Genomic DNA, 20,489 nt, shown 5'->3' on the forward strand with positions numbered 1-20,489 from the left:
GATATGGGTGATAACATCCTTGGTCACCTATAGAACTGAACGGCATGCTCAGCTTCTCACCTTATCTCGTCAGCGCCCTTGCGGATGTCATTACGGGTGGCGGCGGCAACGATCCTACCCCGCCAATTGGCATCTATCGGAGCGGGCCCACGATCGAGCGGTTCTTTATGGACTGCGGCGTGGAGATGAGCATAGGCAACGGATCGCGGGTGCCGGCAACCATTGACGTGCTCAGGGATCTGATCCGTCGAGGAGATGGCACCTCGATTGAGCGGATCATTGTCAGGGTCTGCGATCCGCGCGAATATTTGGCAAATCCCGAAAAGGCGCAAGCGGTGCTGGCGCGACTGAACGCGGCGCTTGAGCCTGACGGCTTTGCCATCATGATGGTAAGCGGCAAGGCGCAGTTTGTTGCTCGCCAAGCCTCCGGTGCCGTGGCGCAGGCAATTGCCGAGAAAACCCGCCTTCTCAATTTTGATACCGTGCAGCGTGACATTGCCCGTGCGCTGGACAGCGCGGAGAGCGATCCGGAGAGCGCCACTACATCCGCTTGTTCGCTAATCGAGTCGGTGTGTCGGTCGATCTTGGTTGAACTCGGACAGCCCCTACCTTCGAAAAAGGACATTGATGGCTTGATGAGAGCGGTGCAGGAGCCGCTTAAGTTGTCCCCTGGCCGGTCTGATCTCCCTGCTGAGGCCGAAAGCGACATTCGCCAAATCCTTGGCGGTCTCACGTCCGTCGCTAAAGGTTTGGGTTCCCTCCGCACCCATGCTGGCGACGCGCACGGCCGAGAGCGAGGCTATCGTCGTATTGATCCCCGGATTGCGAGGTTGGCGATCAACTCGGCCGCTTCGGTTGCGATGTTTCTGACTGAGATTTGGGAGCATGCAGCAGCGGGCACTCCCCTTGAGGGAGGACATGTCATGAACCAGCTCGCCACCCTCACGAACTCGCCGCTCCCCAGCAACAAAGCCTATGCGATGGTGCAGCGTCGCGCCGAAGCGGCTGGGATCAAAACCAAGATCGGCAACCACACCTTCCGAGCCACCGGCATCACCACGTACCTCAGGAACGGCGGCACGTTGAAACGGGCAGCGGCAATTGCGAACCATGCCTCGACGCGGACTATCCAGCTTTACGATCGCCGAACGGACTAGGTGAGCCTCGCTGAGATAGAAAGAATTCTGATCTGATTAGATAGCGATCGATAGTTTAATAAAAACTTTATCTGATTGTAGCGCGACCGCTTGTGGCCTAGATTGATAGCACTTCATAGGCAGCAATAAAACTTGTTTAGCGACGCATTATCAGATTTTGCCGATAGCATCAAAACGGCTATTATCGATCTTTCGAGCAATCTCGAATTCTACGAAGATAACGACGAGTTGTTCGGCTATGGTGCCGACCTCATCAAACTAATAGAGATGTGTAAATTAATCCAAGTTGACTTCGGGCAAAGCGACGCGCTTGACTTAAAGCTTTTCGAAAAGCTGTACGAGACCGCTCATAGTACCAGGGTGAGGCACGACGCGACTTATTGGTCGGTGCCAAGCGATTTAACTGAAGCCGATACGCCAGTATTATAGGTATGATAAATCGCCTTATGATCGTACAAACGATGGAACACTGGTTGCCAGGAGTTCCACGATCAGAAGCCAATCGACGCAAACGGTTCGGGTTTTGTGACCCCTTCGCCACCGGCGTCCTGGCACAATTTGGGCACAATGAGCCGGAAGTTCGACGGGTTTTGCACCCATTGTCGGCATTGACGAAGGGAGGCGGCCGTCGCTAGAATTTGGGCTCAACAGCCTGTTCTAGCGAGGTTTTTCGAAGCTTCCCCGCCTACGTATGGATCACCTTCCCATAAGCATCCAGCACGCTCTCGTGCATCATCTCGGATAGCGTCGGGTGCGGGAAGACCGTGTGCATCAGGTCTTCCTCGGTGGTCTCGAGGTTCATGGCGACGACGTAGCCCTGGATCAGCTCGGTCACCTCGGCGCCGACCATGTGGGCGCCGAGCAGCTGGCCGGTGTTGGCGTCGAACACCGTCTTGATCAGCCCGTCCGGCTCGCCGAGCGCGATCGCCTTGCCGTTGCCGGCAAAGGGGAAGCGGCCGACCTTGATCGCAAAGCCCTGCTCCTTGGCCTTCGCCTCGGTGAGGCCGACGGAGGCGATCTGCGGCTGGCAGTAGGTGCAGCCGGGGATCTTGGCCTTGTCCATCGGGTGGGTGGGCAGGCCCTTGATCGTCTCGATGCAGATCACGCCCTCGTGCTCGGCCTTGTGGGCGAGCATCGGCGGCCCGGCGACGTCGCCGATGGCGTAGAGGCCGGGCACGTTGGTGCGGCCGAGCCCGTCGGTGACGACGATGCCGCGCTCGATCTTCACCCCGAGCGCCTCGAGCCCGATCCCCTCGATGTTGCCGACGACGCCCACCGCCGAGATCAGCTTCTCCGCCGTCAGCGTCTGCACCTTGCCGTCGGCGGCCTCGATCGTCGCCGTGATCGAATCCGCGCCCTTCTCGACCTTGGTCACCTTGGCGCCGGTCAGGATCTTGATGCCCTGCTTCTCGAAGCGCTTGCGGGCGATGGCGGCGATCTCCGGATCCTCCACCGGCAGGATCTGCGGCAGCAGCTCCACCACCGTCACCTCGGCGCCCATGGTGCGGTAGAACGAGGCGAACTCGATGCCGATCGCGCCCGAGCCCATCACCAGGAGCGACTTCGGCATCGTCTCCGGCACCATCGCCTCGTAGTAGGTCCAGATCAGCTTCTTGTCGGGCTCGATGCCGGGGATCGCGCGCGGGCGCGCGCCGGTGGCGACGATGATGTGCTTGGCCGAATACGTCCCGGCCGCGAGCGCGCCCTTCGGCGCCGGCGCGCGGGCGGTCTCCTTGACCGTCACCTGCCCCGTGCCGTTGCCCTTGGCGACGCTGTCGACCGTGGCCTCGCCCCAGATCACGTCGACCTTGTTCTTCTTCAGGAGGTGCCCGACGCCGCCGTTCAGCTTCGACGAGACGCCGCGCGAGCGCTTCACGATCGCGCCCGTGTCGAACGAGACCTCCTTGGCGGAGAGCCCGTAATCGGAGGCGTGCTGCATGTAGTGGTAGATCTCGGCCGAGCGCAGCAGCGCCTTGGTCGGGATGCAGCCCCAGTTCAGGCAGATGCCGCCGAGGTGCTCCCGGTCCACCACCGCGGTCTTGAACCCGAGCTGCGCCGCACGGATGGCGGTGACGTAGCCGCCGGGGCCGGCGCCGATGATGAGCACGTCGTAGCTGTCGGCCATGAGGGTCTGGTCTCTTCCCTGGAGCGTCTCGGAGGCGAGCGTAGACGAGGACGTCGCGGGCGCCAACGCGCCGGCCGGAGCCGGGGGTTACATCGTAGGAGGGCTCATGCCTGCCGGGCGTCTTCCCTCCCCCCGACGGATCTCGGGCTTGCCCGAGATCCGCACCCCGTGTGCCCAAGTCGGGCAGGCCCGACTTGGGTGCGGCGGAGGGAAGATCCGCGTCCCTACCCCGCCGCCCGCGACCCGCGCCACAGCCGCCACAGGCGGCGCCAGCGGGCGGTCTCGATCGGGGTGTTGAGCGGGTCGTAGCCCGGGCGCTCCATCGCGGCGAGGTAGCCGTCGACCAGGGCGAGCGGCAGGAAGGCGGCGCGCGCGGCCGGCGCGATCGTGTCCTTCGCCGCGGCGTAGGCGGCCAGATGCCGGCGGGCGTCGGCGCGCAGGTCCGCGCAGGCGCCGCGCAGGCCCGGGCCGCCGCGGCCGGTGACGATGTCCTCGCGGGTGACGCCGTGGCTGCGGAACACGTCGGCCGGCAGGTAGACCTGGCCCGCCCGCGCGTGCCACGGCATCGCCCGCAGCAGGCCGGTGATGCCGTAGGCGACGCCGGCATGACCGGCGGCGGCCGCCCCACCCGGCTCGGTGCCGTCGCACAGGATCAGGCTGGCGAGGCGGAACAGGGCCGAGGCGGTCTCGCCGCAATAGCCTTCCAGGTCGTTCAGCCGGGGCATCGGGTCGTCGTAGAGGTCGAAGACGCGGGCGTCGATCAGATCGACGAAGGGCTGGCGCCCGAGGCGGCGCGCGACGATCACGTCGAGGAGCGCGGCGGCGACGGGGTTGGCCTTCACGTCGCCGCGGGCCTCGCCCTGCAGCGCGTCGCGCCACCATTGCAGGCGGATCTCGCCGGCCATCGGGTTCGAGGCGGCCTCGCGCACCCGCGCGACCGTCAGGCTGAAGGCGTAGAGCGCGAACAGGTGCGGGCGGAAGGCCTGCGGCGCGAACAGCGTGGCGAAGTAGCGGTCGGGGTCGCCCGCGCGGACGAGGTCCTCGCAGTGGCGGAAGGCGAAGGCGAGGCCGCCTTTACCCTCTGCTTGGCTGTCCCCCTGCCCCGGCTCTGCGCTCACGCGACCGCGATCAGGGCCGCCGCCACCTTGCGGTTCTCCGCCACCAGGATGTTGTACGTGCGCGCCGCCGCGCCCGTCTGCATCACGTCGAGACCGATCCGGTTGTCCTTGAGCCATGCCCGAAGATCGGGTGGCAGCGGCACGATGTCGAGGCCCGTGCCGACGAGCAGCAGCTCGATCTCCGCCGATTCCGCCTGGACCGGGCGCAACGCGGTGCGGTCGATCGCCCTCCCCTCGGTCGTGGCCCAGGCGCGGATGCCCGACGGCAGCGCCAGGATCGAGCCGCGGTGCGACATCTCGCCGAAGCGGAAGCCGCCGTTGCCGTAGGCGTCGATCAGGTGGCGCCCGGGCAGGAAGCCGTCGAGCTCGGCCATGCGCTGTGCGTCCCCCGTCTCTCGGCCCTACTCCGCGGCCTGCGGCAGCCGCCCGCGGGCGGCCTGGGCCTTGGTGCCCGAGAGCATCAGCCCGAGATAGATCAGCGCCGGCGTCGAGACGAAGATCGCCGAGTAGGTGCAGATCACCACGCCGCAGAGCATCACCACCGCGAACCCGCGGATCGCCTCGCCGCCGAACAGCACCAGCGCCAGCAGCGACAGGAAGGCCGAGATCGAGGTCATCACGGTGCGCGACATCGTCGAGTTGATCGACAGGTTGAGCAACTCGTCGGTGGGAATCGTCTTGTACCGGCGCATCAGCTCGCGGGTCCGGTCGAACACCACCACGGTCTCGTTCAGCGAGTAGCCGACGATGGTGAGGATCGCCGCGATCGAGGTCATGTTGAACTCGATCCGGGTGACGATGAACACGCCCATGGTCAGCACGATGTCGTGGAGCGTGCCGACGATGGCGCCGAGCGCCAGCTCGCGCTCAAAGCGGAACCACAGGTAGAGCAGCACCGCGACGACCGAGAGCACGACGCCGAGCGTGCCCGACTGCACCAGCTCGCCCGAGACGCGGGGGCCGACGGTCTCGGTGCGGCGGAACTCGTAATCCTTGTCGAAGGCGCCGTGCGCCTTGTTCATCACCGCCGTCTGGCCCTGCTCGCCGGGCTGAAGCGGCAGGCGCACCAGCACGGTGCCCTGGTTGCCGAGCTCCTGCACCTCGGGCTCGCCGAAGCCGAAGCCGGCGGCCGTGTGGCGGATCTCGCCGACGTCGGCGGTGCCCGACTTCGCCTGCAGCTCGACCAGCGTGCCGCCCTTGAAGTCGATGCCGTAGTTCAGGCCGACGGTGAGGAACAGCACCACGGTCACGACCGACAGGATCGCCGAGAGCGGGAAGCTCAGGCGGCGGAAGCGCATGAAGTCGAAGTGCGACTCGTCGGGCCAGAGGCGAAGCAGGCGCATTCTTTTGGGACCTTGCGATCGGGAAGCGGCCTCCCGAAACGGGCGACGTTCAGAACGGAAGGGCTTTGGGCCGGAAGGACTTGTACCACACCGCGATCATCATCCGCGTCAGCGTCACCGCGGTGATGACGGTGGTGAGGATGCCGAGGATGAACACGACCGCGAAACCCTTCACCGGGCCGGAGCCGAGGAAGAACAGGATCAGCGCGGCGATCGCCATGGTCGAGTTCGAGTCGATGATGGTGGCGAAGGCCCGGTCGAAGCCCGCCTGCAGCGCCGAGACCAGGGATCGCCCGGCGCGGTGCTCCTCGCGCATGCGCTCGTAGATCAGCACGTTGGAATCCACCGCCGTGCCGATGGTGAGCACGATGCCGGCGATGCCGGGCAGCGTCATGGTGGCTTCCAGCACCGACATCAGGCCGAGGATGAGCCCGACGTGGACGATGAGGGCGATGTTCGCGATGAAGCCGAAGGTGCCGTAGGTCAGGAACATGAAGCCGACGACGAGGAGCCCGGCGACGCCGGTGGCGATCTTGCCGGCGCGGATCGAGTCGCTGCCCAGCCCCGGCCCGACGACGCGGCGCTCGACCACGGTGAACTTCGCCGGCAGCGCGCCGGCCCGCAGCAGGATCGACAGGTCGTTGGCCTGCTGCACTGAGAAGTTCCCGGTGATCTGACCGGAGCCGCCGGTGATCGCGGTGCGGATCACCGGGGCCGAGACCACCTCGTTGTCGAGCACGATCGCCATGCGGCGGCCGACGTTCTCCGAGGTCGCCTGGCCGAAGCGCTGGGCGCCCTTGAGGTTGAACTTGAAGCTCACCATCGGCTCGTGGGTCTGCTGGTCGAAGGCCGGCTGCGCGTCGGTCAGGTCGCCGCCGTCGGCCATCACCCGGCGCTCCACCGCCACCTTAGCGCCGCGCTCGTCGCGCGAGGGCAGCATGTCAACGTCGCCGGCCGGGTTGTCGGAGATCATCCGGAACTCGAGCTTGGCGGTCTTGCCCAGGAGCGCCTCGAGGCGCTCCGGGTCCTGCAGGCCGGGGACCTGGATCAGGATGCGGTCGGCGCCCTGCTGCTGGATCGACGGCTCCAGCGTCCCGGTCGAGTCGAGGCGGCGGCGGATGACCTCGATACCCTGCGTCACGGCGCGCCGCGTGCGCTCGTTGATGCCGGCATCGGTGAGCGCGAGGCGGATCAGGCCGTCGGGCTGCTCGGTGATGTCGAGCGTCCGCCCGCCGGTCTGGCCGACGAGCGGGTTCGAGATCGGCTGCGCCAGCTCCTGCAGCTTGGGCATCACCTTGGCGCGGGCGGCCGCGTCCGCGACGCGGACCTGGACGCCGCGCTGGAGGATGCCGATGCCGCCGTCGGCCCGCACGCTCTCGCGCTGGAGCACGCCGCGGACCTCGTCGCGCAGGGCCTTGGCTTGGGAGGCGACGAGCTCGGCCTGGTCGACCTCCAGCAGGAGCTGCGAGCCGCCCTGCAGGTCGAGTCCGAGCACGATCGCGCGGGTCGGCACGATCCAAGCGGGGAACCAGCCCGGCAGCGCGGCCATGAAGCCCTTGCGCTGCTCGGGCGAGAAGAAGCTCGGCACCGCGAGGCTGAGGCCGATCAGGATCGCGACGAGCGTCACGACGATTTTGGTACGGGAAAAGCGCAGCATCCGCCGACTCTGTTTTCTGCAGTCCTGCCGAGGGCTTGCCCCGGCATCCTGATCCGGCGGGTCCGAAGCCGTTCCCGATCGCGTCGCGTTGGGAACCGGTTCCGGGCTCTTGCCGTCCCACGCGCTCTCGAGCCGAACCGGCCCCGACTTCGGCGGAGAGCGCCCTAGGCGGCCTTGACCGGCCCACCCTTGACGCGGACCTCGGAGATCATGGTGCGCACCACCTTGACCCGGACGTTCGGCGCGATCTCCACCTCGATCTCGGTGGCGTCGTCCAGCACCTTCACCACCCGGCCGACGAGGCCGCCGTTGGTGACGATCGTGTCGTCGCGGCGGACGTTCTTGACCAGGGCCTGATGCTCCTTGACCCGCTTCTGCTGCGGCCGCAGGATCAGGAAATACATGATCACGAAGATGAGGACGAAGGGAACCACCTGCAAGGCGATCTCGGCTCCGCCGGCAGCAGTGCCGGCCCCTTGCGCGAAGGCGGGGGTGATCAAGCGCGTCTCCTCATGTGACGTCGGGCCCGTGCGCGCCTGTCGGAAGCGTCGCCGGGCCTGTCTGAAAGCGCGCGGACTATAGCCAGAGGCGTTCCGAAAGCAACGCCGGGCGGCGCGCGCCCCTCACATCGCCCGGACGAGGAGCAGCACCGCCGCCACCGTCATGACGAGCAGGGTGACGAGGATGCCGCCGCCGCGGCAGGCGAACTGGCGTGGCGAGTTGACCGGCGCGAACATGCCGACCGGATGCAGCAGGCGCGCGATCAGGAGCAGCCAGAGCAGCGTCAGCACGATCCAATGCCGGGTCCCGCCCGCTTCGAGCAGGGCGATCAGGCCGAGCGTCAGCGGCACGTATTCCGAGAAGTTGCCGTGCGAGCGGATGCGACGCTGCAATCCGTCCCGGCCGCCATCCCCGGCGAGGACGTTGCCGCTGACCCGGGCCCCCACCACCCAGCCGGACAGGCCGATGTAGATCAAGGCGAACAGGGCGGCGAAGAGGGCGGTGGTGGCGGGGAAGATCAAGGCGGGTCTCCGGCGTTGCGATGCGCCGACCAACGCGAGCGGGCTCCGGACGTTGCAGGCCGTGTCGCAGCTCGTGTTGCGAGTCGTGCCGAGCGCGCGTAGGCCCGTGCGGTCCTCGAAGAGCCATCCGAACCGATCCGCCATGACGCAAGCGACCACCCTCGAGACCCTGATGCCGCTGCTGGAGCGCATCGCCACGGCGCTGGAGCGGGCCGCCCCGCCCGCGCGACCGGTGACGGACATCACCTCCGCCGACGCCTTCCTGTGGGGGCCCGAGCGCCGGCTGATCCCGGTGCGCACCGTCAACCGCGTCGAGATGGGCCTGCTCACCGGCATCGACCGGGCGCGCGATACCCTGGCCGAGAATACCGAGCGCTTCGCGCGCGGGCTGCCGGCCAACAACGCGCTGCTCTGGGGCGCGCGCGGCATGGGCAAGTCGTCGCTCGTGAAGGCGGTGCATGCCGAGATCAACGCGCGCCGCGCGGCCGGCGCCCTGCCGATGAAGCTCGTGGAGATCCACCGCGAGGACATCGAGGCGCTGCCCGACCTGATGGCGACGCTCCGCTCCGACCCGCATCGCTGGGTGGTGTTCTGCGACGACCTCTCGTTCGATGGCGACGACACCTCGTACAAGTCGCTGAAGACGGCGCTCGACGGCGGCATCGAGGGACGGCCGGGCAACGTGCTGTTCTACGCCACCTCGAACCGCCGGCACCTGCTCGCCCGCGAGATGGTGGAGAACGAGCGCTCCACCGCGATCAACCCCGGCGAGGCGGTGGAGGAGAAGGTCTCGCTCTCGGACCGGTTCGGCCTGTGGCTCGGGTTCCACAAGTGCAGCCAGGACGAGTACCTGGCGATGATCCGCGCCTATGCCGAGCGCCACGCCCTTCCGGTCGAGCCCGACGCGCTCCGGGCCGAGGCGCTGGAATGGGCGACCACCCGCGGCTCGCGTTCCGGCCGCACCGCCTTCCAGTTTATCCAGGATCTGGCCGGGCGGCTCGGCCGGACCCTCGACTGATCGAAATCCCGTCGGCCGATCGGTTGCGGGCGCGTTGTCGACGCCGCAGGCGCGTTGTCGACGCCGCAGGCGCATTTCTCGACGCCGCAGGCGCTTGCTTTGCGTCCGCTACGCCCGAGCTTGCACCTCGAGCGATCCGCCTCCCGGCGGACGAGCAGGCGGGACGGGGCTGACATCATGGGACTCTTCGACGCGATCCGATCCGCGCTCGCCCGCGCGGAAGCCCGCATCGACGCGATCGGCGGCGACGGCCTGCCGATGTCCTTCGCCAAGATCTATCCCGGCGGCCTGCCGGCCTTCCTCGATGCCCTGCGTGCGGCGGGCCACGGCTCGGCCGTCGCCTCGTGGCTCGGATCCGAGGCGAACGTCGCCCTCCCCGCGGGCGCCTACGCCGCCCTGCTCTCGCCCGAGGCGCTGACGCGCTTCGCCGCCGACCTCGGCATCCCGGAAGCGCGCGTGCCGACCGCGCTGGCCGAGTTCCTGCCCGGTGCGGTCGACCGCCAGAGCCGGGACGGGACGCTCGCGCCGCAGCGGCAATTCTCGACGCAGGTGGCCTGACGCCGGCCGGCGGCTAGAGTGAAGCGCGGATCACGGCGAGGAACCCAGCGATGAGCCTGTTCGATACCCTCAAGTCGGCGCTCGGCGGCAGCCTGGGCCAGGCCGCCGTCGAGGCCCTTCCCGGCATCGTCGAGCGGGTGCTGCCGGGCGGGCTTCAGGGGCTGCTGAACCAGCTCCAGAATTCGGGCTACGCCGCACAGGTGAATTCCTGGCTCGGCCGCGGCCCGAACGCGCCGATCACCACCGAGGACCTGCGCAAGGTCCTGGACAACGAGCAGGTCCGGCAGATCGCCGACAAGCTCGGGATCCCGACCGACCAGGTCCTCGCGGTCCTGGCGAAGGTGCTGCCCGCGGCGGTCGACCAGCACAGCCCCGACGGGACGCTGCGCACGCCCGGCACCTGACGACGCGCCGAAACGCGAAAGGGCGGCCCTCGCGGACCGCCCTCGATCGTGGGTCTCGGGAAATCGCTCAGTTGCTGGCGAGCTGCGACATCGGGTCGATCGGCGCGCCGCTCTTGCGGATCTCGAAGTGCAGCTGGGGCGAGGTGACGTTGCCCGACGCGCCCGACTTGGCGATCGTCTGGCCGCGCTTCACCTTCTCGCCGGGCTTCACGTCGAGCTCGCCGTTGTGGGCGTAGGCCGACACGTACCCGTTCGAGTGCCGCACCAGCACGAGCTTGCCGTAGCCCTTCACGTCCGAGCCGGCATAGGCGACGGTGCCGTCCTCGGCGGCCTTCACCGCGGTGCCCTCGGGCACCGCGATGTTGATGCCTTCGTTGCCCGAGGAGCCGTAGCCGGAGATCACCCGGCCCTTGGCGGGCCAGCGGAAGGTCTGGTCCGGCGCGGCCGGGGCGCTGGGGGCCGCGGCGGCGACCGAGCCGGTGCTGGCGGGCTCGACCTTCGCCACGGCGGCGGTCTTGACCGGCTCCGGCTTGGCGGCGGCGACCTTCTCGGCCGCGACCTTCTCCGAGGCCGCCTTCTCAGAAGCGGCCTTGGCGGCCTTCGCCTCGGCGACCTTCTTCGCCGCGTCCTTGGCGGCGTCGGCCTTGGCGGCGTCGACCTTGGCCTGCTTGGCCTCCGCCTCGGCCTTGCGCGTCGCCTCGGCCTTGGTGTCGGGCTTCGTATCGGCCTTGGCGACCTGGCCGGGGCGCACGTGATGCTTCTTGGCGTCGGCCTCCTTGGCGGCGACGTCCTTGCGGGCCTTCTCCTCGGCGCGCTTGTCGGCGAGCTTCCTGGCCTCGGCCTCCTTCTGGGCCTCCTTGGCGGCTTCCTTGGCCGCCTCCTTGGCCGCCTCCTTGCGCTTGGCCTCCGCCTTCGTGTCGTCCTGGCGCTTGGCCTCCGCGGCCTTGATCCGCTCCGAGGGGGCGGCGGGAACGGCCCGCGCCGTCATCGGGGCGGCCGCCGGGTTCATGCCCGAGGCGCTGTAGACCGGGATGATCAGCTGGCGGCCGGGCGTCACCTGGCCGGCGCTGGTCAGGCCGTTGGCCGACAGGATCGCCGAGGCCGGCACGCCGAAGCGGGTCGACATCTGGTTGAGGCTGTCGTTCGGGGCGACGGTGATGGTGGTGCCCCCTTGCGCGTTCCAGCCGGGCGTGCCGGTGGAGGCGACGCGGGTCGTCTGCGCCATCGGCTGGGTCGGCACGCGGGCCGCCACCGGGCCGGGCCGGGGCGAGATCGCCGTCGGCGCGCCGAGCGCCTCGGACTGGATCCGGCCGGTGCGGATCGGCGGCGCCGACGGCATGTCCGGCAGGCTGCCCGTCGCCGCCGGCTCGCTCGCCATGTTCGACGCGAACGGGTTGGTGAAGGGGCTGTCGAGACGCGATGCGTCCGACGAGCAGGCGGCAGCACCGCTGCCGATAACTCCGATGAGAGCGAAGCGCGACAGCGTCTTCATCCTCCGACCAGTCCCGCGAACCCGCATCGACGCACCCGTTTGCCTGACGCAACTTGATGAGCCCATGAAAGCCGGATTCAGGTTAAACAACCGTTCCCGTTCACCACGTTCACGGCCGCGCGAGCACCATTTCGCTCTCGGGATCGCTGCTTAGGAATGCTTACCGCAGGCGGAGCGGCGAGCGCGATTGGTTAAAGCGCGGCGGCTCGTCCGGGCACCAGCGGCGCGAGGCGCAGGCGCGGTCCCGGCTCGACGACGAGGCCCTGCCCGCCATGCGTGGCCGCCATCAGCCCGCCCTCCGATCCGGCGACGAGGCGGCCGCCGGGCTTCAGCGCCGCGGCCCAGGATGCGGGCTGCTCCGCGACCGCACCGTGGACCAGGATGCGGTCGTAGCCGCCCCCCGCGGTGTCGGCGAGGCCGTCGCCCTGGAGCACGCGGGCGCGCCCTGCGAGGTTCGCGCTCGCCTGCCCGGCCAGCGTCGCGTAGCGCTCCAGGCTCGTCACCGCGCCGGCGCCGAGTTGCAGCAGCAGCGCCGTGACGTAGCCGGACCCGGTCCCGATCTCGAGGATCCGCATTCCGGGCTCGACCTTCAGCAGCGTCAGCATCGTCGCCACCGTGCTCGGTGCGGTCATCGCCGCGCCGCAGGGCAGCGGCAGGGAAAGGTCGCGCCGGGCGAGGTGGCGATACGCGGCGGGGGCGAACGCGGCGCGCGGCACCTGCTCCATCGCCCGCAGCACCGCCGTGTCGCGGGTGCCGCGCCCGCGCAGGGCCAGCACGAAGGCGGCGTTCTCGATCGCCCCGCCGAGGCCGGCATGGCCGCTCAAGCTCGCGCCGACCTGGTCGTCGATCGCGTCCACGTCGCTTCCGGTCATGGCGGCAGGTCGCCGATCCAGGCGAGGATGAGCGCGGCCAGCGCGTCCGGCGCCTCGAGCGGCAGCATGTGGCCGGCATCCGCGACCACCGCCATCGTCGCGCCGGGGATGCCGTCGCGCAGCTCCTCCGATTCCGCGATGCTGCGCAGGCGGTCCCGGCCCGCCGCGATCACCAGCGTCGGGCAGCCGAGCGCACCGAGCCGATCCGCATCGCCGACCCGCTCGAGCCGGGATTGGCGCAGGAAGGCCTCGCGCCCGAGGCGCTGCCCCATCGCCCGGATGCGCTCGATCAGGGCCGCGTCCCCGGCCCGGTCCGGATGCACCGAGGCGGCCGCCGCCGCCCGGCTCAGGCCGCCGAAGTGGCCGGTCTCGACGCCCTCGATGGCGAGGCGCTTGGCGACCGCCTGCTTGCGCGAGTCGGATCGCGACGAGGTCGCGATCAGCACAAGCCCCCGCACCCGCTCCGGCGCGAGCCGCGCCGCCTCGCGGGCGACGTAGCCGCCCATCGAGAACCCAACGAGCACGAAGCGCGCCGGCGCCTCGGCGAGCAGCCGCTGCGCCATCGCCGGGATCGTGTCGTCGTGGGCGAGGCTCGCATGGTGGATCGGGCCTGCGGGCGCCAGCGCCTCGGCCATGTCGTCCCACAGGCTGGCATCGGCCATGTATCCGGGGATCAGGACGAGGCTCATCGGGCGAGTCTCCGGTTCGGGATGCGGTCGCCCCCGAGAGGCTGTCCGCTTTCGGCCCCGTCGTTGCGAAGCGCCGCAGGCGAGCCCGGAATTCAGAACCGCCGCGGCTGCGGGATCCGCCTACTCCGCGAAGGCCTGGGCGAAGCGCGTCAGCGTCGGCTCGTCGGTGAGGTCGAGGCGCAGCGGCGTCACCGAGATGCGCTTCTCGGCGATCGCCTTCAGGTCGGAGCCGTTGCCCGGCTCGAACCGGGCCTTGGCGAAGGCGAGCCAGAAATATGGGTTGCCGCGCCCGTCGGTGCGCGCGTCGATGGCGAGCAGCGCCTGGTTGCGCTGCCCCTGCGCCGCCACGGCGATGCCGGCGACCTCCTCCGGCTCGCAATCGGGGAAGTTGACGTTGATCACGATGCCCGGCTCGATGCCGGTCTCGAGGATCTTCTTCACCACGATCGGCCCGTGATGGGCGGCGCATTGCCATTTCAGGTTGCCGCGGCCGCCGATCCCGTAGGCCTGCGACATCGCGATCGAGCGCACGTTGAGGATCGTGCCCTCCATCGCGGCGGCGATGGTGCCGGAATAGGTCACGTCCTCGGCGACGTTCTGGCCGCGGTTGACGCCCGACAGCACGAGATCCGGGCCGTGGTCGGCCAGGATGTGGCGCACGCCGAGGATGACGCAATCGGAGGGCGTGCCCTTCACCGCGAAGCGCTTCTCCGCGATGTGGCGCAGGCGCAGGGGGTCGTTCAGCGACAGCGAGTGCGAGACGCCGGATTGGTCTGTCTCGGGCGCCACCACCCAGACGTCGTCGGAGAGCGTCCGGGCGATGCCCTCCAGCGTCTCCAGGCCCGGCGCGTGGATGCCGTCGTCGTTGGTGACGAGAATGCGCATTACGGGCGTGGTCCTTCGATCCGGTTGAGGCCGCCCATGTAGGGCGCGAGCACGGACGGGATCGTGACGCTGCCGTCCGGGTTCTGGTAGTTCTCCATCACCGCGATCAGCGCACGGCCGACCGCGACGCCCGAGCCGTTCAGGGTATGCACGAAGGCGGGCTTGCCGTCCTTACGGTACCGGGCATTCATCCGTCGCGCCTGAAAATCGCCGCAGACCGAGCAGGACGAGATCTCGCGGAAGGTCTTCTGGCCCGGCATCCAGACCTCGATGTCGTAGGTCTTCTGGCTGGCGAAGCCCATGTCGCCGGTGCACAGGGTCATCGTGCGGAACGGCAGGTCGAGCTTCTTCAAGACCGTCTCGGCGCAGGCCAGCATGCGCTCGTGCTCGTCCGCCGACTTCTCCGGCGCGGTGATCGAGACCAGCTCGACCTTGTTGAACTGGTGCTGCCGCAGCATCCCGCGGGTGTCGCGCCCGGCCGCCCCGGCCTCCGCACGGAAGCAGGGGGTCAGGGCCGTGAAGCGGAGCGGCAACTCGTCTTCCGCTAGGATGGATTCGCGGACGAGGTTGGTGAGCGGGACTTCGGCTGTGGGGATGAGCCAGCGCGAACTCTGGTCAAGCCAATCTTGAACTCCGCCCGAAATGAAGTCGGTTGCTTCGCGTTGATGGCCCGCGACGGCAATGATCGAACCAACGCTGCGACGAATGTCTTCAATGGTCGAACCGTCATTAACGGCGAACTGGTCATCGCGAAACTTCGGCAGCTGCGCCGTGCCGAACATCGCCTCGTCGCGCACCAGGATCGGCGGCGCGACCTCGAGATAGCCGTGCTCCTGCGTGTGAAGATCGAGCATGAACTGCCCGAGCGCCCGCTCCAGCCGGGCGATCTGGCCCTTGAGCACGACGAAGCGCGAGCCGGAGATCTTGGTCGCGGTCTCGAAATCCATCAGGCCCAAGGCCTCGCCGAGCTCGAAATGCTGGCGGCCCTCGGTGAGCGTTTCACGCGCGGACGCGAAGCGCCGGTATTCGACGTTGCCGTGCTCGTCGGCGCCCTCGGGCACGTCGGCCTTGGGCCGGTTCGGGATCGCGGCGAGCCGGTCGTCGAGGGCCTTGGCGGCCTCGGACTGCGCCGTCTCCAGAGCGGGCGCGGCCTCCTTGAGGCCGGCGACCTCGTCCATCAGCGCGGCGGCGCGGGCCTCGTCCTTCGCCTTCTTGGCGGCGCCGATTTCCTTGGCCCGCGCGTTGCGGCGCTCCTGGTTCTCCTGCGCCGCCGAGACGGCCGCCTTGCGGGCGTCGTCCAGCGCGATCAGCTCGGCCGAGAGCGGGCTGAGGCCGCGACGGGAAAGGTCGCGGTCGAAGGCTTCCGGGTTGTCCCGGATGGCGCGGATGTCGTGCATGGGCTGGCTCGGGTCGTGCGGACGGGCACGCTTTGCAGCATCGGTCCGCGCGCGACAAGGCTGCGGCGGGCGATGGCGGGCACGCGCGTCCGCCGTGGACACCGCCCGGCCCGCTTCCGGTCAGGGCATCGAGATGATGCGTCTCGTGACGCCCTCCGCCGAAATCTTTCCCGTCAGCCCGGGGCGCAGAAGGCGAGCCTCGAATCGAGAACCGCAGGTCGGAATTCGGCTTGGCACCCTCGGCGGCTCTGGATCCCGGACCCTGTCGGCGGGAGCCGGCGCTTCGCAACCCCGGCGGTCAGGCCGCCAGACGCCGGCGCTCCGGGGCGTCCTGGGCATCCGACGCGGCTTCGGTCTCCGCGGCGAGGCGCACCCGCTCCTGCTCCTCGCGAAAACTCGCCAGGATCGCTTCGGGCAGCGCGTCGAGGATGGCGCCGACCGGGTCGGTGCGCGGCTCCCGCTCGGCGACGATGTCGGCCTCGGGCGACGCCACGTCCGTGAAGCGCCGGTCGCCGATGCGGTCGCGAGGGTCGAGCGCGATGCGGTCCAAAGCCGTCGGCTCGGGAATGTCGTCGGCCGCGAGCCGGAGCGTGGCCGCCTCCTGCGCCGCGCGCCATTCCGCGGCGGCCTCGTCGGCCTCGCGGCGGGCGGCCTCGCGCGCCAGGGCCTCCTCGGCGATGGCGCGGGCGACCGCGCGGGCCTCGTCGCGGGCGGCCTCGGCCTCGTAGCGCGTCAGCAGCGCCATCACCCCCTGCATCTCGGAGAACGGCATGTCCTCGCAGGCGGTGATCGCCCGCTCGATCATCCGCCGCGACAGGCCGACGCCGCGCAACGTGCTGGTGCCGTCGGCGGCCTCGCGCCAGGCCGAGAGCGCGGCCACCACCGCGGGCAGCAGCGCTTCGGCGAGGCCGGCGCGGCGGTGCAGGTCGGCGATCCCGCGCGGCTCGCGCAGCAGCGTGCCGACGCGGGCGTGCTCCAGGCCGGTGAGGTCGGCGAACGCGGTCTCCGCAAAGGCCATCTGCCCCGAGAGGATCGCCCGCAGGATCAGGCCGGCATTGAGCTGGCCCGTGGTGCGCAGGTGCTTGACGATCCGCGCGGTGGCGGCGGCGCCCGCGCCGTCGCAGAGCTCGAGCACCGTGCGCTCGCCGGCCTCGCGGCTCATCCGGGCGCTGCGGTCGGGCGAGAGCCAGCCGCACGCGGTCACGAAGTCCGACAGGGTCCGGGCGAGCCGGGCGCCGACGGCGTGGCGCACCTCGATCGGCAGGTCCGCCCGCGCCAGCAGCGCCTCGCGCACGCCGGCGTCGCCGCCGTGGCGCTCGACCATGCGCAGCATGCGGCCCGTGGTGATGCGCGCCGTCGGGTTGCGGGCCAGCACCGCGAGGGTGTCGCCGCCGCCGATCTCGGCCAGGGCCCCGGCCACGGCGTGCGAGAGGTGATGGCGCGCGGCGATCGTCGCGCGGATCGTCTCGCAGCCCATCGCGGCGGCGTCCACGAGGTCGGCATCGGTCAGGACCGGCGATGCGGCGAGAACCAGGCAGGCGACCTCGGTCTGGTCGGAGGCCAGGGCCACGACGAGGGGGCGCGGCGCACGCGCCGAGGCGGCGCAGGCCTCGGCCATGGCGCGGCGCACCACCGGGGCCGGGTCGTCGAGGAGCGCCAGGATCGCCGTCTTGGCCTCCCAGGCGGCATCCGCCTCGAGGTTGCCGTACAGGTAGGCCCGCGTCAGCGCGGAGGCGGCCTCGGCCCGGCGCCCCGCCGAAGTGGACTGGGTGCAGGCGAGGAACTGGCGGATGTTCATGGGCCGCTCCGGTTCGTGAACAACGACGCGTTGGGGGCGGCGGCAAGCGACGCCGCGAATTCGGCCGGCCGGCGCGGCGGCAGCGGCGGATCGACGAGCGCGCGGCCCGCCGGAATCGCCGCGGCGATGGCGCCGGTGGTCTCGGGGTCGGCCGAGGCGACCGCCGCGACCGGCACGGTGGAATCGAGGCTCGGGTCGGAGCGCGGGAAGTAGCTCGGGGCCGGCCGGGCGGCCTCCGCCGCGCGGCCCTGGAACAGCTTGGCGACGCCCTCCGAGAGGGCGCCCTGGCGCCGGTCGGTCTGGAACAGGGTGCGCAGGTCGCCCCCGACCGCGGCGTAGGCGCTCGCCGCCGCCGGCGGGGCGACGGCGGCGCCCTGCGTCAGCAGGGTCACGTCGCTGGCGGCGGTGCGGCCGGCGCCCGCCGCGGAGAGGCTGGCATAGAGCTCGGCGGTGGTGCGCGGCCGGCCGGTGCGATCGTAGAACAGGCCGCGGTTGGCGGCGGCGGCCTCCGGCATGTCGAGGGCGGCCGCCCGGTCCGGGGTCGCCCGCGCGGCGGCGATCAGCGTCGTCGCGCCCTTCGCCCCGAGCACGTGGGCGGCGTAGAGGTCGCCCGCGGTCGGCTCGCGCCCGAGCGCCGCCGACAGCGCCTCGCCGTTCTTCTGGGTGAAGGCGCCCGCGAGCGAGGCGGCGATCTTCGGGTCGCGCCGGAGGTCGAGGATCGCCTGGCGCTGGCCGGCATCCGCGACGGTGTAGCTGCCGTCCGGCCGCGCGACGATGGCGTCGGCGTAGGCCTGGAGGCCGAGCTTCGGCCCGGCGGACTTCATCACCCCGAGCCAGGTCTGCTCGATGAACTGGAACAGGCCGGTGGCGGTCGAGGTGCCGGCCTTGGCCGAGGGATCGAGGGCGGATTCGCGCTGCGCCGTGGCGAGCAGGTAGTCGAAGCCGACGCCGCTGCTCTGGGCCCCGTCGCGGATCGCGTCGACGACCGCGCCCTGCGGACCCGCGGCCCGCGGCGGCGCCGCGGCTGGCTGGGGGTTCGAAGGCGTGGTGAACAGGAACATCGATCGCCGCTTCGAGCCGCACGCGCCGGACGGGCGTCGCGTGAGGCGCCGCACGGTGCGCCCCGGATGCGGGGACCTTTGGCCATCATGGTAAAGAAAGCCTAAATGCCCGATGACTCGGTCCTCATGCGCGTCCTGCTGATCGCCTCGCCCGCGGGCGCGCCGCCCGACCTCGCCCACGCCGATGCCCTGGTGCTGGACCATGCCCCGGCCGCCGAGCCCGCCTGGCTCCCGCCCCTGCGGCGGAGGCCCGGCGCATTGCCGCTCTACGTCCGGGTCGCACCGAGCGCGGCCGACCTCGCCGCGGCGCTGGCGCTGCGGCCCGACGGCATCGTCCTGCCGGGTGTCGCCGATGCCGGCGACGTCGCCCGGCTCGGCGTGCGCCTGTCCGTGCACGAGGCCGAGACCGGCATCCCGGACGGTGCGACGCGGATCGTCGCCGGCCTCGACGGCACCGGCGCCCTGCTCCGCTTCGGCGGCGGCTCGGAAAGGTTCGCGCGCCTCGCCGGCCTGTTCTGCGCGTTCGACGCGCTGGCGCGCGACCTCGGGGTCTCGGCCTCGTCGCGGGCGCCGCAGCCTGCTCCGCTGGCGCAGGCGCGCGGGCTCCTGGTGCTGGCCGCCGCCGCCTTGCGCGTCCCGGCCTTCGACATGCCCGGCCCGTCGCCCGATCGCGCGACGGTGGAGGCGGCCTGCCGCGACGGGTTCCGGGGGGGCTTCGCCGAGACCGCCGCGGCGGCGGCCGTCCTCGCCGCGGTGTTCGGGCGGGATCCGAGCGTCGCCGGTGGCCCTCTTGGCGCGCTGCCCCTAGGGTGAGCGGACATCCTCCGATCAAAGCTGCAGCATGCCGCATCCGCGACGCCTCGCCCGCACGACCCTCGGCCTTGCCCTGCTGGCGCTCTTGGCACTCCCGGCGGGGCCGGCCCGGGCCCGCCCGTTCACCGATGCGGCCGGCCGCGTGGTCGAGGTTCCGGAGCGGGCCGCCCGGGTCGTCGCCGCCGGCCCGCCCGCGTCCGTGCTGCTCTACACGCTCGCGCCCGAGCGGATGGCGGCCTGGGTCCGGTCGCCCTCCCCCGTGGAGCGGCCCTACCTCGCCCCGGCGACCTGGGGACTTCCGGCCAGCGGCCGCCTGACCGGGCGCGGCGGCACGGCCAACGTCGAGGCGGTGCTCGCCCTCAAGCCGGACCTCATCGTCGACGTCGGCTCGACGGGGCCGACCTACGCCTCGCTCGCCGACCGGGTCCAGGCCCAGACCGGCATCCCCTACATCCTGCTCGACGGCGCCTTCGCCAGGACCGCCGAGACCTACCGTCGGCTCGGCGCCGTCCTCGGACTGGATCAGGCTGCCGACGGGCTCGCTGCCTATGCCGACCGCACCGTGGCGGAGGTCGCCGCCCGCGTCGCGCAGATCCCGGAGGCGGAGCGTCCGCGCGTGTACTATGCCCGCGGCCCGCGCGGCCTGGAGACGGGTTTTTTCGGCTCGATCAACACCGAGATCCTCGAGGTGGTCGGCGCCCGGAACGTCGCCGTCGGCGGCAACGGCCTCGCCAACGTCTCGCCGGAGCAGGTCCTGGGCTGGAACCCGGACGTGATCGTCGCCCTCGATCCCGCCTTCCGGCCCGCCGACGATCCGCTCTGGCAAGGAGTGAAGGCGGTGCGCGAGGGGCGCGTCTACCGGACGCCGACGCTGCCCTTCGCCTGGTTCGACGCGCCGCCGGGCGTGAACCGCCTGATCGGCGTGCGCTGGCTCGCGCACCTGCTCTACCCGGCGCAGTTCCCCGAGCCCCTGCCGGCGATCGTCGCCGACTTCTACCAGCGGTTCTACCACGTCGCCCTCGCCCCCGAGGCGGTCGACGCGCTGCTCGCCGACGCGGTGCCGGCGCGCCGATGACGCGA

The 20,489-nt window shown here is 70.6% G+C and carries 20 protein-coding genes; 6 read left to right on the forward strand and 14 right to left on the reverse strand.

Translation table 11 applies throughout. The annotated features are described in order from the left end of the window. Positions 1 to 44: 44 nt before the first annotated feature. Entirely contained in the window at positions 45 to 1,157 is a 1,113-nt protein-coding gene (locus FV227_RS07190; protein ID WP_210246703.1) for an abortive infection family protein, read from the forward strand. 685 nt (positions 1,158 to 1,842) lie between these two features. On the opposite strand, the gene lpdA is transcribed toward FV227_RS07190, so the two are convergent. From lpdA to FV227_RS07230, 7 genes are all read right to left on the reverse strand, one after another. Further along, entirely contained in the window at positions 1,843 to 3,282 is a 1,440-nt protein-coding gene (gene lpdA, locus FV227_RS07200) for a dihydrolipoyl dehydrogenase (protein WP_147726694.1), read from the reverse strand. Between the two features lie 224 nt (positions 3,283 to 3,506). Beyond that, on the reverse strand, positions 3,507 to 4,400 hold the full coding sequence (locus tag FV227_RS07205) for a phytoene/squalene synthase family protein (RefSeq protein ID WP_187274720.1): 894 nt from the start codon (positions 4,398 to 4,400) through the stop codon (positions 3,507 to 3,509). Further along, positions 4,397 to 4,774: an MTH938/NDUFAF3 family protein gene (locus tag FV227_RS07210; protein WP_147727774.1), complete on the reverse strand. Its 378-nt coding sequence runs from the start codon at positions 4,772 to 4,774 to the stop codon at positions 4,397 to 4,399. The genes FV227_RS07205 and FV227_RS07210 overlap by 4 nt, the downstream gene beginning before the upstream one ends. 27 nt (positions 4,775 to 4,801) lie before the next feature. Continuing rightward, positions 4,802 to 5,743, reverse strand: a complete 942-nt coding sequence (gene secF / locus FV227_RS07215; protein WP_147727775.1) for a protein translocase subunit SecF — start codon at positions 5,741 to 5,743, stop codon at positions 4,802 to 4,804. A gap of 49 nt (positions 5,744 to 5,792) precedes the next feature. Beyond that, entirely contained in the window at positions 5,793 to 7,400 is a 1,608-nt protein-coding gene (secD, locus tag FV227_RS07220) for a protein translocase subunit SecD (RefSeq protein WP_147727776.1), read from the reverse strand. 164 nt (positions 7,401 to 7,564) lie between these two features. Next, positions 7,565 to 7,900, reverse strand: coding sequence for a preprotein translocase subunit YajC (yajC, locus tag FV227_RS07225; protein WP_147727777.1), 336 nt, complete (start codon positions 7,898 to 7,900; stop codon positions 7,565 to 7,567). A gap of 123 nt (positions 7,901 to 8,023) precedes the next feature. Beyond that, on the reverse strand, positions 8,024 to 8,422 hold the full coding sequence (locus FV227_RS07230) for an MAPEG family protein (protein WP_147858662.1): 399 nt from the start codon (positions 8,420 to 8,422) through the stop codon (positions 8,024 to 8,026). A 142-nt stretch (positions 8,423 to 8,564) separates the two neighbouring features. Here FV227_RS07230 and FV227_RS07235 point away from each other — a divergent pair, with 142 nt between their 5' ends. The 3 genes from FV227_RS07235 to FV227_RS07245 all read left to right on the forward strand — a co-directional run bounded on the left by FV227_RS07235 (position 8,565) and on the right by FV227_RS07245 (position 10,402). After that, positions 8,565 to 9,440: an ATP-binding protein gene (locus tag FV227_RS07235; protein ID WP_147727779.1), complete on the forward strand. Its 876-nt coding sequence runs from the start codon at positions 8,565 to 8,567 to the stop codon at positions 9,438 to 9,440. A gap of 177 nt (positions 9,441 to 9,617) precedes the next feature. Further along, positions 9,618 to 9,998 (forward strand): YidB family protein, encoded by a 381-nt coding sequence (locus FV227_RS07240; protein ID WP_147727780.1) that lies wholly within the window; start codon positions 9,618 to 9,620, stop codon positions 9,996 to 9,998. A 50-nt stretch (positions 9,999 to 10,048) separates the two neighbouring features. Beyond that, positions 10,049 to 10,402 (forward strand): YidB family protein, encoded by a 354-nt coding sequence (locus FV227_RS07245; RefSeq protein ID WP_147727781.1) that lies wholly within the window; start codon positions 10,049 to 10,051, stop codon positions 10,400 to 10,402. Positions 10,403 to 10,469: 67 nt separating this feature from the next. Here FV227_RS07245 and FV227_RS07250 read toward each other — a convergent pair whose 3' ends face one another. The 7 genes from FV227_RS07250 to FV227_RS07280 form a co-directional block, all read right to left on the reverse strand. Next, on the reverse strand, positions 10,470 to 11,894 hold the full coding sequence (locus FV227_RS07250; RefSeq protein ID WP_243946657.1) for a LysM peptidoglycan-binding domain-containing M23 family metallopeptidase: 1,425 nt from the start codon (positions 11,892 to 11,894) through the stop codon (positions 10,470 to 10,472). 191 nt (positions 11,895 to 12,085) lie between these two features. Beyond that, positions 12,086 to 12,766 carry a protein-L-isoaspartate O-methyltransferase gene (locus FV227_RS07255; protein WP_147728728.1) on the reverse strand — a complete coding sequence of 227 codons (681 nt, stop codon included), beginning with the start codon at positions 12,764 to 12,766 and terminating at the stop codon, positions 12,086 to 12,088. Beyond that, on the reverse strand, positions 12,763 to 13,455 hold the full coding sequence (locus tag FV227_RS07260) for an alpha/beta fold hydrolase (protein WP_147728727.1): 693 nt from the start codon (positions 13,453 to 13,455) through the stop codon (positions 12,763 to 12,765). Before FV227_RS07260 ends, FV227_RS07255 begins: the two co-directional genes overlap by 4 nt. Before the next feature lie 120 nt (positions 13,456 to 13,575). Further along, positions 13,576 to 14,340, reverse strand: coding sequence for a 5'/3'-nucleotidase SurE (gene surE / locus FV227_RS07265; RefSeq protein WP_147728726.1), 765 nt, complete (start codon positions 14,338 to 14,340; stop codon positions 13,576 to 13,578). Further along, complete coding sequence (gene serS, locus FV227_RS07270) at positions 14,340 to 15,737, reverse strand: serine--tRNA ligase (protein WP_147728725.1); 1,398 nt, start codon at positions 15,735 to 15,737, stop codon at positions 14,340 to 14,342. The genes surE and serS overlap by 1 nt, the downstream gene beginning before the upstream one ends. A gap of 298 nt (positions 15,738 to 16,035) precedes the next feature. Next, positions 16,036 to 17,535, reverse strand: coding sequence for a DUF2336 domain-containing protein (locus FV227_RS07275; protein ID WP_147858664.1), 1,500 nt, complete (start codon positions 17,533 to 17,535; stop codon positions 16,036 to 16,038). Beyond that, complete coding sequence (locus FV227_RS07280) at positions 17,532 to 18,596, reverse strand: transglycosylase SLT domain-containing protein (RefSeq protein WP_147858665.1); 1,065 nt, start codon at positions 18,594 to 18,596, stop codon at positions 17,532 to 17,534. Before FV227_RS07280 ends, FV227_RS07275 begins: the two co-directional genes overlap by 4 nt. 105 nt (positions 18,597 to 18,701) lie before the next feature. On the opposite strand from FV227_RS07280, the gene FV227_RS07285 reads away from it, so the two are divergent. Both FV227_RS07285 and FV227_RS07290 read left to right on the forward strand, forming a co-directional pair. Further along, complete coding sequence (locus FV227_RS07285; RefSeq protein ID WP_147858666.1) at positions 18,702 to 19,409, forward strand: aldolase/citrate lyase family protein; 708 nt, start codon at positions 18,702 to 18,704, stop codon at positions 19,407 to 19,409. 28 nt (positions 19,410 to 19,437) lie between these two features. Beyond that, on the forward strand, positions 19,438 to 20,484 hold the full coding sequence (locus FV227_RS07290) for an iron ABC transporter substrate-binding protein (RefSeq protein WP_147858667.1): 1,047 nt from the start codon (positions 19,438 to 19,440) through the stop codon (positions 20,482 to 20,484). Positions 20,485 to 20,489: the final 5 nt, after the last annotated feature.

Source organism: Methylobacterium sp. WL119 (genome assembly GCF_008039875.1).
Lineage (GTDB): Bacteria > Pseudomonadota > Alphaproteobacteria > Rhizobiales > Beijerinckiaceae > Methylobacterium.